Source organism: Methanoculleus sp., assembly GCF_030019085.1.
In the GTDB taxonomy this organism is placed as follows: Archaea; Halobacteriota; Methanomicrobia; order Methanomicrobiales; family Methanoculleaceae; genus Methanoculleus.
Genome location: NZ_JASEFJ010000031.1, coordinates 1 through 11,450, shown reverse-complemented (window position 1 = coordinate 11,450; position 11,450 = coordinate 1). Strand labels below are relative to the sequence as shown.

Here is an 11,450-nt window from a genome sequence, read left to right as displayed (position 1 = left end):
CGAGAGAGAACCCTTCATGCCAACGGCGGCTTACAGGTATACCTGACCTGTTACAACTATTTAACGTAATCGTATTCGTGAGCCAGTTTGTTATTTTAGTTTTTACTCCGATGGTTCCTGTGAATAGATCTCTCTCAGATCCCCAGATAATGACTTTTTTAACTATCGGTTCATCGATATTGAGGATAGATCTATAGTAATAATTGTTGGTGGCCTTCGCCCACCGTTGGAACTGCCGGTCCTGAACTAACCGCACGGGTTCGCCAGTAGAACCCCCGGAAGTGTTATAAAACCAACCCCTACTTTCAAAATCATCGGATATGAGTTCCTCCTGCTGTTTTCGGATGATCTCTTTTGTGAGGAGAGGGATCTCATGAAAACGGGATAAATCAACGTGGTCGCCTTGAATAATGCCGATCTGATCGAAGAGCCGATGATAATACCTGGTGTGCTGATACGCGTGGAAGAGCAGATCGGTGAGCCTCTGTTCGATAAACCCATGCAGCGCATCAGGGTCTTTTATTGTTAAAATCTCGCGATACTCCTTCTCTGTGTTAGTCCCTATCAGGGTACATCCTAAATTTCGAAGCACATTCTTTATCATAATTCACCCTCGCCAACGGATCGGTAGTTGCTGCATTAGTAGCGGCGTAAATGTGTCCTGCTGGATGGGCCACACAGATACAACTGAATCATATCCAGTAGTCTCCTAAATACACATCCACGTTTCATCACTTATTGGATTGCTATACTTCTGCCCTCTCATGGCAGAACACCCTACAACGTACAATACACACACCCCTCCCATACCCCATCGTTCCTCCGGAGCATCCCGGTCACGTCCACAACGATCGGCTTCCCATTACAGATCGAAACCAGTGCATCCAGCGTCAGCCCCGCAAAGACACTGTGCGGCGAGTTCACGATGACACAATCCACCGCCCCCTCAAGCCCCTTGAGCGAGGTGACCGGCCGGGCCCCGAACCGCTCGATCTCAGCGGGCTCAAGGAGCGGGTCGTAACCATAGACATCCACATCGAACTCCCTGAGTTCCTGGATCAGGTCACCGACCGGGGTCTCCCGGGTATCGGCGACGTTCTCCTTGTAGGTCAGCCCCAGGATCAGGACCTTTGAATCCCGGATCACCTTGCCTGCCCGGTTCAGCTCCTTGATCGCGATCTCGGCGACGTGCTTGGGCATGGAGTCGTTGATCGCACGGCCGGCCAGGATCACCTGGGGGTGGTAACCGAGTTCCTCGGCCTTGTAGACCAGGTAGTAGGGGTCGACCGGGATGCAGTGGCCGCCGACAAGCCCGGGCCGGTAGTTGTGGAAGTTCCACTTCGTCCCGGCGGCCTCGAGGACCGCTTTCGTGTCAAGCCCCATCTTCCGGAAGATGATCGAGAGTTCGTTCATGAGGGCGATGTTCAAGTCGCGCTGGATGTTTTCGATCACCTTTGCAGCCTCGGCCGTCCTGATGTCACGGGCGACATAGACGTTGGTCACGAGGCCATAGAGCGCAGCGAGGCGTTCTGTCGTCGCCTCATCCATCCCGGCAACGATCTTTGTGATCTTATCAAGAGTGTGGTCAGCGTCTCCCGGATTGATCCGCTCTGGCGAGTAGCCGACGAAGAAATCCTTCCCGTAAACCCTGCCGGAGACCTTCTCAAGGGTCGGGACCATGATCTCTTCGGTGAGACCGGGGTAGACGGTCGACTCGAGGACGACGATCGCGCCGTCTTTCAGGTTCCGGCCGACAGTCTCGGCGGCGGAGATGATGTATGAGATGTCGGGGTCCTTTGCCTTTGTTACAGGGGTGGGGACGGCGATGATCACAACGTCGGCCCCGCGGATCATGGCAGGATCGGTGGTGGCAATGACCCTGTTACCCGGTGTGGCATTGATCCGGGCGATCTTGCCTTCATCGATATCGTAGCCGATCGTCTTTAGGTGTCGCGAGAATGCATCGGCGAGCGGGTAGCCGACATACCCCAGACCGACAACGCAGACAATCGTATCGTTGAGTTGTGGTTGCTGAACCATTGAGTTTATCTCCGCAGTGATGTAGATTATTTCCTGCGGGGACACTTGAAGGCTGCGATTCTTCGTGACTACCTGAAGGGTGGCGGGGAGCAAATACGCGACCGGCAGTGGATCTCTGATGGAAGCGCACCCCACAGAGGGATGCGGAATGACAGATTCGCCGTGGAGAGCGGATTAAACGATGAAGGGAAACCCCGGGAGGCTTCCAGCGGTCTAAGCCCGGTCCCTGAACCAGGCCACCGCTTGCCTGAGCCCCTCCTCGACCGGGAACTGGGGGTCATACCCGAACGCCTCCCGCGCGCGCGAGATATCGGCGAGAGAATCCCTGATGTCGCCCGGACGCGGCGCCTCGTAGATGGGGTCACGGCGGGTGCCGGTGATCTCGGAGAGGATCGACGCAAGGTGGTTCAGACTGATCCGGCGGCCGCAGGCGATGTTGAAAACGCCGCGGGCGTTGCTCTCCATCGCTCTGATGTTTGCCTGCACCACGTCGGCGACGAAGGTGAAGTCACGGGTCTGCTCACCGTCGCCATAGATGATCGGCGGCTTCCCATTGAGCAGCCGGGTGATGAACTTCGGGATCACTGCCGCGTACTCAGATTTAGGGTCTTGCCGGGGGCCGTAGACGTTGAAGTAGCGCAGGAAGACCGTCCTGATGCCGTAGAGGTCGGAGAAGACCTTCCCGTAACACTCGCCCGCAAATTTTGTGACAGCGTAGGGAGAGAGGGGGTTTGGGACCATGTCCTCGTGCTTGGGGAGGACCGGGGTGTCACCGTAGACCGAGGATGAGGATGCAGCTACCACGGATGAGACGCCGCAGTCCTTCGCCGCCACAAGAATGTTCAGGGTGCCGGTGACGTTCGCCTCGTTCGAAGCAAGCGGGTCCTTCACCGAGCGCGGCACCGAGGGGATCGCCGCCTGGTGAAAGATGCCGTCCGCGCCAGGGAGAGTGTCCATCAGGAGATCGAGGTCGGTGATACTCCCTTCGATGAACGTCACCCGGGTGTGGTCGAGGAGGTGCTCGATGTTCTCCCGCCGCCCGGTGGCGAGGTTGTCGATGATGATGACGTCGTGGTGCTGTTGTGCCAGGGTGTCCGCAAGGTTTGAGCCGATAAACCCGGCGCCCCCGGTGACGATGTAGCGCATGAGTAAGAAGTATGGCGGTGCCCTGGATTAGTGCTTTCTAAATTGTGATGCGGCGGGACTACGGGTGCTCTTCGTGGGTAGTGATGGGGGACCGGGGGAACAGGTAAAACTATTTTCAGGGATTTCCGTCTGCAGTATCTCGCGCACAAAACATTCCGTCTCTTTACACACTGGCTCCTTGTCCTCCCCTCCTACACTGAGGGGCTCCCGAACATCATGCTCGAAGCGATGGCCTGCGGGACCCCGGTGCTCGCGACGCCGGTCGGGGCGATACCGGATGTTATAATAGACGGGAAGACCGGATTTATTATGGAGAATAACTCCCCGGAGTGTATCGCGGATAATGTAGTACGGGCGCTGGAGCACCCGGACCTGGAACAGATCGCGGAAGCCGGGAGGCGGTTTGTGGAGGAGAATTTCTCGTTTGAAAAGACGGTAGAGAACTGGAAAGAAATTCTTCAGAATATTGAATAATCATGTTCAGTCCCTACACAATCCAGAGGCAGCGTTTCCAGAAGATCGCTCTAATAATCTTATTTTTCCTCCTGAGCGTAGCGCTCATTATCACCTGGAATACGCCAGCCACGGGTTATGAGGCCTCGATCTATCGGTCGACACCGCTGATACTCTGGGTGAGCGTGATTGCCTCGGTGATTGTTGGGGTTGCGCTTGTTGTTGTAGCGATAGCAAAGAACAAATTGGATGGAAATCCCTTCTGGAAGATCGGATTCTTACTCGTATTCCTGAGTTACACTGTGTGCCTGGGCCTATTTATCATCCGCGGCTATTACATGTGGTGCATGACAGGGGATCCTGCCAGCCATATCGGGTGGATTAAAGAAACGCTCAACGCAGGGCATGCACCGACCTCGGTGATTTATCCGATTACGCATATCTATCTATCAGAGATCGTTTTTTTAACAGGTCTTGATCTGGTCTTCCTGCATAAAATTGTACCGTTAATATTCGGCCTTCTCTGCGTTCTCTTCATGTACGTCTTTGCCAGGGCCTTATTCTCCAGGCACGACGGAGTTCTGCTGGCCGGGCTTATCAGCTGCTGTATGGCATTTGATTGGTATTTGAACCTGACACCCAATGCGCTGGCAAACCTTTTCCTTCCTTTTGCATTGCTCCTGGTGGTCAGGTCCCTCCAACAGAGGAAGTGGCCATGGACACTTGCGCTATCTGCTGTAATTCTGCTCTATCCTGTTTTTCATCCGGTACCGGCAATTTTCTTAGGGACAGTGTTCCTTACGCTCTGGATACCCCCTCTACTGCCACGGATAACTATGGTCATCCGTGAAAGGAAAATAGGGAACTTCGACTTCAGCAGACGCGATCTTAGATTGGTGCTACCTCTCGTGTTATTGGTAATCTGGTTTATATTCTGGATCTCTTCGTTCTCTGCGTGGGGTTGGACAATTCAGAGCATGTACCAAACAATCGTTTCTGAGGGAAGTCCCTCAAAATTGATGGATCTTACGGATCAGATCTCATACGCGCAAGGGTATGGCTACAGCGTCATCGAGCAGGTTATTAGGAGGCTTTGGTGCCCACTTATCCTCTCAATTTTATCTGTAATATCTCTGCCGATGTTATGGAGAGATTTCACGCACAGACACCAGGAAAAATGCCTTTTTTCGTTTTACGGCCCTTTGGGGATGCTAGCACTGATAATTCCAGGACTCTATCTATTCAACCTTGCTTTTGGTCCACTCAGACTTGTAATTTATGTATCTATGCTGGGAACGCTTTTTGCAGCATATCTTTTTGCATGCCTGTTAACTGGAGAGCGAAGAAACCACGGATTATATAGACCCAATCTAAGGACAGTTTTTGTTATACTGGTGATTCTCGCCATCTTCACGGGTGGAATGCTTAACCTCTACCCATCACCATACAATCTGACCCAGAATTATCAGACCACCCGATCGGAAGTTACCGGTATGGTTTTCATCTATCAACATCGTGATATAGATGTACCATTAACCGGCATTAATATCGCTCCCGGAAGATTCGCCAACGCATTTCTCACACCGGAAGAGAGAGGAGTTCAACATCTTCCATTGTATCTAGAGGATCAGATCGCACCATACCATTTTGGGTATGACAATTTCACTACAATCTCCTACGCCTATGATGAAGAAACAGATCTGGCCATAAAGCAGCAAGATAAAGTAGTTTACATTGACTACTTCCCGGATATGGCGCAATATCGATTCAGTACTCAAGATTTCGAACGACTGAAGAATGATCCCGGAGTGGACTCCCTTTACACAAATGGTGAATTTGAGTTACATAAGGTCAAGGTGATAAATTAAATGCAAGGAGATATTGATGACTAATGTATTAATCATTTCATTCGTTTTCCCTCCTATGCCAGAGGTTGGTGGAATCCGTTTATACGGGCTTGCGAAGTACCTCCCCGAACATGGGTGGAAACCCATCATATTGACACCAACTTTACCAGGAGAACCAGATCCACGCTTCCGCGTCATTCAAACCCCCTACGAGGATGTGATTGCGCTCTGGAAGAAACGCATGAGGTTGAATCCAAAAGAATCGTTAAATGAGCAGTTTTGTCTCTCTAAAAAGAAGAATCAGCCTTCGATAATAGACCGTCTTGTGTATCTCCCAAGCGAAATAATCACTTACCCAGATCCCCAAAAAGGCTGGTACAAGCATGCAATTAAGGCTGGAGACCAGCTTCTCCAAGAGGTAAAAATAGATGCCATCCTGAGTTCATCAAAACCAGAGATATGTCACCTTATTGCCAGGAATCTCGCGGAGAAGTATCAGATCCCCTGGGTTGCAGACCTCCGCGATCTCTGGACACAAAATCCCTACTTGAACCATTGCGCTCTCCGGAGGTTTGCTGAAAAGCGCCTCGAACTCCGGACACTGGGGAAAGCAAGCGCTCTCGTGACGGTATCCAAACCCCTGGCAGACGACCTGAGCCGTTTGCACACCCATAATCCGGTATATGTTATTACCAATGGATTTGATCCAGAGGTTGCACGTTTTGACCCTCCGGAACTAACCGATAAGTTTACCATAACTTATACGGGGTCGCTTTACGACGGAAAGCGGGATCCCTCGACACTCTTTAAAGCCCTGAAAAACCTGATAAAGGACGGTACTATCGATCCGGATCGTGTTGAAGTTCGGTTCTTCGGCTCCCAGGACCCCTGGCTATTCGACGAGATCAGGGATGCCAATCTGGATGGCATTGTCAAGGTCTTTGGGTTCATTCCAAGAGAACAAGCACTCCAGAGGCAGCGGGAGTCACACCTCTTGCTGCTGCTCTTGTGGAACAACCCGAAAGAGAAGGGAGTGTACACCGGGAAGGTTTTCGAATATCTTGCCGCCAGGAGGCCGATCATCGCGGTAGGTGGTCCGGAAGAGAGTGTCGTGAAAGATTTGCTTAACGAGACACAGGCCGGGCAGTATACATCTTCGTTGGAGGATCTCGAGGTCGCCTTGTCCAGGTACTACTCGGAGTACGTAAGAACCGGAGCAGTACCACGCACTGAAGAGAGTGCAATCTTTAAATACAGCCAACTGGAGATGGCGAAAAAATTTGCTGCTGTTCTCGACAAGGTCGTGGCAGAGGCACCTCAGCATCACACGTCAGTGACTGCACATAGAGATTCGGCGCAGGAGTTTACCCAATAACTATTTTGTCCTATGAGGTGCTCTTTAAGCCTGCAATACCTCTCCCACCCACTTCCGGAAGACTACCTCTCTTCGCCGTCCTCAAAACCCCTCTGCGGGCTTTCTCGTAGTCCTTCCGGTTCGTCGAGAGGCCGACGGCATCTCCAGTTCACCCTCCGGGCAGGGTCTCCGGGCTGCTCTCTCGACCTCATCTGCCGAGTGGGCGCCATCCCGATAAGTATGCCTTCGTTCAGGAGCACTCGCCGGCGATCTTTGCGAGGACTTCTCGTCGCAACTATCCAGTTGCTTGGCTCTGCTGCGCGTGAATAATTGAAGAACGCCTGCAGGGTTGCAACGAACCCGATCACCGTAGCAGACTGTTCCCACAACGATCAAACTGACCGCGTTTGCTCCGATTGAGTGATACCCCGATGGCGGTCTTTGTATCACTCCTCCCGATCGGCTGCACTTGAGTTTGCCTCTTCTTGCCGTAGAGGGCGTTCACGCGCAGGTGGTCAACCACACGGGACGGTGTTGTGGGCCTCACCCATGACGAGGAGCGTAATCCCCTGCGGAGGATAAGATCAAGCATGTATCTTCTCAGGTCTTTGAGCCCCCGGCAGCCTCGAGAGACTCGTTCAGCCTGCGGGGCGGGAAACCCCCGGTCGGCGAGGCCCGGGGATGAAAGCAGAGCCGCCCTTCTCCTCAGTCGTGGATACCTCAGGTCCCATGTTGACGGGAAGGATTGTGTTTCGATCGGCGGTATACCTCTCCTGCAGGTATCGAGAATATCCAGACGCGACTGAGTGCCGCAGATGCTCTACAACAAACTGCCGGAGGAATGAAACAGCCGCGCACGAGGGCGGGCTTGCTCCAGCGACGCAGGGGGAACGCGAAAAAGCCAGGTTCGCCACGCTGAGGGACGAGGGGGTCGTGTGCGGGCAAACTACCCTCCCGGACGCAAAGCATGATACCGGGGGGGTGATCATGCTCTCTCCAGGCGTTGCGATTCAACCTCCCCGCCGGCGGTGGGACCGCACCCAGGCTCGTTGACGAAAGCCCGTGCGGGCGAATTGTCACCGCACTGGTGTTTGCCGCCAATCACGTGGCGTATCCATAAACCCACAGGAAAAGAGAACTCTCCTTGCCTTCCGTGGCGAGACTCAAACGTGATGCATCGATACAAATCTCCCTGCTTGCGTCGTGAGAGACTATGGGGGAGACGCCAGAGGGTAGATCCCCCTCCAGAGGCAGGGGGGCTCCCCTGCCCATGATCCTGAATGGAGGTCTCCTCTCTCTGGAGCGATCCCGGCTTTGCCGGCGAAGAAGAGAGGACGAAACCCCGGGGTTCAGGGGGTGCAATCCTGGATACAAGACACTCAAACGACGATCACCCGGGTTTCAAGATTGGTCGCGGCGACAGGCAGGATTACGTTCCCGGAGTTTTTTGTTCACGACTGCACCGACCATACACGGGGAGGGGGGTCTTGATAACCTCATCTGGAGAACGGCGGTGGCGGTGATCAAGAACCCCCGGTTCCATGGGCACCCGGGCAGGATCAGTTTACAGGAGACCGTTGATCGAAAGAGACGGTCTTTGCAAGAAAGACAGAGGATAGACTGGAGAAGGCCCGGTCATATCACGACCCAGAAGCGAGATCTCCTGCACAGACTCTCCCGGCAACGGGTTGATAGGCATGCAATCGATTGCGTTGGAGACCCGGAAAATCTCAGGGCTGAGAGGCAGGTTCCCCAGGACCTGCACAGGGAGTCTTCTGCTTCGTGGGGGAGGTTCTGATACAGGGCCTGGAGGTGCCGGGTATGATCCGTGGTCAACGTCGAATCCCCGGAGGAGATTGCCGGTGTGCTCAAACGCCGGGAGTCCACGAGTGTCTTGCTGATCGGGGTCGCAATGCCGCGGTGGATATTCATGGCGTGGGGACGGAAGACGGCCCCGGGGAGAATGACCTTGCCATCAGATCTCTCTGATGGGGGTCGCCATAGCCGATGGGGGCTTGATGATGCATCCCCCGGCGAGGCTGGCACCGTATGCCGCCGGGCTTCCACTTTAGCGGTGGAAACGTGGGGTATCCGCGAAAAGGGGGGCGGTCCCGTGTTCCTCCCCGCCGGATTTGTGGCAGCGCGCTGGCGGTTGGCCCCGGGGATGCAGGCCCCGCACCTTCCTTTTTCCGGGATCCCCATGCACCCTCCCGCACAGGAATAGATACCTGGTTATCACCCACCCACCAAAACGTAGAGTATTACGATGCCAGAGCCCTCCCGTTCATCCTCCTTCGCCGCAGACGTCCTCACACTTGTCACCGGTACCACCCTTGCCCGAGGCTCATCACCATACTGGCAGCCCCGGTCATCGCCCGTCTCTACGGCCCGGAAGCCTTCGGGTTTCTCGCGATCTTCACCTCGATCACGAGCATCATCGGGGTTGTCGCCTGCATGCGCTACGAGCTTGCGATCATGCTCCCGAAGACCGATGAGGAGGCTGCAAACCTGCTGGGCCTCTGCCTCCTTTGTGTGGCGGTGGTCGAGCGTGCCTGACGGTGCCGGCCCTGTACTTCGGGGGCGATGCCCTCCTCTCCCTGCTCAGGGCGCCCGGGCTTGAGCCCTACCTTATGCTGGTTCCGCCGGTTGGTTTCATTAGTGGGGTGTTTCTTGCGCTGAATTACTGGAACTCGCGCACCAAACATTTTGGGCGGCTCTCGGTCGCTCGGGTCGCCAGTTCGCTTGCTACAACCGGCACACAGCTAGGAGCGGGATTTGCCGGGTATGCAACGGGAGGAAGCCTCTGTCTCCACCTGGCTCAGGGCCGGACTCTGGTCGGCACCGGGCCGCAGAAGACGAAAAACCATCCGACCGGGCGGCCTCTGGCAGGCAGAGACCCGTTCTCTCCGCCTGCATAAGAGAGGATGATGAGACTTCGTGCCCCACGTCAGTGCGAAGGGAGAGATCTGGGAAGTGGCTTACCCTTTCTGGTAGATTATTACCATTCCCGGGGGGATACCGCGCAAAGGGATGGAAGGTGATACGAGGCTCTCGGTCTGGATTTCTGGTTCAATTCGGTGAATATATCTTCAGCCGTAGCCTACCTCAACAGCAGAACAATATGGAACCTGGATCCATGCATACCCTGGAGCAACCTGGCAGGAGAGAAGATTTCCGGCACCATCAGGGTGCCAATAATTTTTGATTGAATGACAATAAGCAACCAGCTGCAAGGGACGTTGGCCAGGCTTTTCTTGTACCTGACCGCAATCGTGAATAAAAACGCGCATACCGCTCGACTATTCAATTACATAGTGAATAATCCGCTCTACAGGGGGGTACTCGTCCTCGGGAGCGGCACCGCGGTTGCTCAGTTGATCGGGATCGTCACGGCCCCGATCATCACCCGGCTCTATACGCCGTCGGATATGGGTGTCCTTGCGGTCTACTCGTCCGTCCTGGCAATCGTCGGGGTCGGCGCCACCCTCCGCTATGAATTTGCCTATGCACTCCCCAGAGAGAACGAAGACGCGATTAACCTCTTTGGGTTGAGTCTCATTCTCCTCTGTATCACAACAGTTGGATTTGCGCTCATTCTCCTCTTTGGCAGGGACCTGCTGATGAATACCTTTGATCTGGCCGCTCTTGAGCACTACATCTGGTTCCTCCTCATCGGTTTCTTCGGGATGGGCCTGTATACCATGCTGAACTACTGGGCCGTCCGGCAGAGGGATTATGGGAGGATCACCTACACAAAGATCAACCAGGGTGTCGGAGGTTCGGTATGCAAGATCCTCCTCGGCATCTTCTCTTTTGGACCGATAGGGTTGATCATCGGGCAAATTGTCTCTCAGGTCGCCGGGGTTACCACCCTTGCCCGTGCGATGTGGAAGAAGGAGAGGAAACATTTCAAGGCCATATCGCTGAGCCGCATGCTAAGCGTTGCAAGAACGTACAAGAGTTTTCCGGTGTTTAATTTTCCTGCTTCTATTGTGAACACCATGTCACTGCAACTCCCGCCCCTCATGCTGCTTGCACTCTACAACTCAGAGGTTGTGGGGTACTACGCGCTTGCCCATATGCTGGTGGTGCTCCCGGGCAGTCTTATTTCAGGGTCGATGGGGCAGGCATACCTCGGGGAGGCATCAAAGATGGTCAGGGAGAGGTCGCGGGAGCTGCGGTCTCTGTACGTGAGAACGCTCAAACACCTGTCGGTGATTGCTGTTCCTCTGCTTGGAATCCCGGCGCTGTGTGCTCCGTTTGTTGTTCCGTTCATTTTTGGCGCGGCGTGGACCGAGGCGGGGTGGTACTGCTGGCCGCTGGCGGTGATGGTGATTGTGAACTTTGTTGCTTCACCAACAAGTCATCTGCAATTATATGGGTATAACCACTGGGTGCTTATCTGGGACGTCACACGTACCATCAGTGTTTTTGTTATATTTTATTTGTGTCACCTGCTTCGGTTATCAGTAATTATGGCAATTACCTCTTATGTGTTAGTTCTATTTTGGATGTACATAATATTAATAATATTAAACTTGAAGGCAATTAAAAATGTAACAGGTCAGGTATACCTGTAAGCCGCCGTTGGCATGAAGGGTTCTCTCTCG

The 11,450-nt window shown here is 54.0% G+C and carries 9 protein-coding genes and 1 pseudogene; 6 read left to right on the top strand and 4 right to left on the bottom strand.

The window, feature by feature from the left end; translation table 11 throughout:
* From QMC91_RS09395 to QMC91_RS09385, 3 genes and pseudogenes are all read right to left on the bottom strand, one after another.
* Positions 1 to 604, bottom strand: a pseudogene (locus QMC91_RS09395) (hypothetical protein); the annotation flags it as partial.
* Between the two features lie 173 nt (positions 605 to 777).
* A complete protein-coding gene (locus tag QMC91_RS09390; RefSeq protein WP_300237986.1) occupies positions 778 to 2,040 on the bottom strand; it encodes a nucleotide sugar dehydrogenase in 1,263 nt (420 codons plus the stop codon).
* A 213-nt stretch (positions 2,041 to 2,253) separates the two neighbouring features.
* A complete protein-coding gene (locus QMC91_RS09385; protein WP_300237985.1) occupies positions 2,254 to 3,186 on the bottom strand; it encodes an SDR family oxidoreductase in 933 nt (310 codons plus the stop codon).
* A 111-nt stretch (positions 3,187 to 3,297) separates the two neighbouring features.
* On the opposite strand from QMC91_RS09385, the gene QMC91_RS09380 reads away from it, so the two are divergent.
* The 3 genes from QMC91_RS09380 to QMC91_RS09370 are packed head-to-tail and all read left to right on the top strand — an operon-like array spanning position 3,298 to position 6,861.
* Positions 3,298 to 3,660 (top strand): glycosyltransferase family 4 protein, encoded by a 363-nt coding sequence (locus tag QMC91_RS09380; RefSeq protein ID WP_366944400.1) that lies wholly within the window; start codon positions 3,298 to 3,300, stop codon positions 3,658 to 3,660.
* A 2-nt stretch (positions 3,661 to 3,662) separates the two neighbouring features.
* A complete protein-coding gene (locus QMC91_RS09375; protein ID WP_300237984.1) occupies positions 3,663 to 5,507 on the top strand; it encodes a glycosyltransferase family 39 protein in 1,845 nt (614 codons plus the stop codon).
* Between the two features lie 55 nt (positions 5,508 to 5,562).
* Complete coding sequence (locus QMC91_RS09370; RefSeq protein WP_300237983.1) at positions 5,563 to 6,861, top strand: glycosyltransferase; 1,299 nt, start codon at positions 5,563 to 5,565, stop codon at positions 6,859 to 6,861.
* Positions 6,862 to 7,204: 343 nt separating this feature from the next.
* Here the strand turns inward: QMC91_RS09370 and QMC91_RS09365 are convergent, their stop codons facing one another.
* On the bottom strand, positions 7,205 to 7,432 hold the full coding sequence (locus QMC91_RS09365) for a hypothetical protein (RefSeq protein ID WP_300237982.1): 228 nt from the start codon (positions 7,430 to 7,432) through the stop codon (positions 7,205 to 7,207).
* Between the two features lie 1,457 nt (positions 7,433 to 8,889).
* Between QMC91_RS09365 and QMC91_RS09360 the strand changes: the two genes are divergently transcribed.
* The 3 genes from QMC91_RS09360 to QMC91_RS09350 all read left to right on the top strand — a co-directional run bounded on the left by QMC91_RS09360 (position 8,890) and on the right by QMC91_RS09350 (position 11,420).
* A complete protein-coding gene (locus QMC91_RS09360) occupies positions 8,890 to 9,396 on the top strand; it encodes a hypothetical protein (RefSeq protein WP_300237981.1) in 507 nt (168 codons plus the stop codon).
* A gap of 2 nt (positions 9,397 to 9,398) precedes the next feature.
* A complete protein-coding gene (locus QMC91_RS09355) occupies positions 9,399 to 9,758 on the top strand; it encodes a hypothetical protein (RefSeq protein ID WP_300237980.1) in 360 nt (119 codons plus the stop codon).
* A 291-nt stretch (positions 9,759 to 10,049) separates the two neighbouring features.
* Complete coding sequence (locus tag QMC91_RS09350) at positions 10,050 to 11,420, top strand: oligosaccharide flippase family protein (protein ID WP_300237979.1); 1,371 nt, start codon at positions 10,050 to 10,052, stop codon at positions 11,418 to 11,420.
* Positions 11,421 to 11,450: the final 30 nt, after the last annotated feature.

Coding starts and splice junctions, on each gene's coding strand:
- QMC91_RS09365 (WP_300237982.1), bottom strand. CDS start 7,432: ATGCTTGATCTTATCCTCCGCAGGGGATTACGCTCCTCGTCATGGGTG.
- QMC91_RS09370 (WP_300237983.1), top strand. CDS start 5,563: ATGCCAGAGGTTGGTGGAATCCGTTTATACGGGCTTGCGAAGTACCTC.
- QMC91_RS09360 (WP_300237981.1), top strand. CDS start 8,890: ATGCCGCCGGGCTTCCACTTTAGCGGTGGAAACGTGGGGTATCCGCGA.
- QMC91_RS09350 (WP_300237979.1), top strand. CDS start 10,050: ATGACAATAAGCAACCAGCTGCAAGGGACGTTGGCCAGGCTTTTCTTG.
- QMC91_RS09375 (WP_300237984.1), top strand. CDS start 3,663: ATGTTCAGTCCCTACACAATCCAGAGGCAGCGTTTCCAGAAGATCGCT.
- QMC91_RS09385 (WP_300237985.1), bottom strand. CDS start 3,186: ATGCGCTACATCGTCACCGGGGGCGCCGGGTTTATCGGCTCAAACCTT.
- QMC91_RS09390 (WP_300237986.1), bottom strand. CDS start 2,040: ATGGTTCAGCAACCACAACTCAACGATACGATTGTCTGCGTTGTCGGT.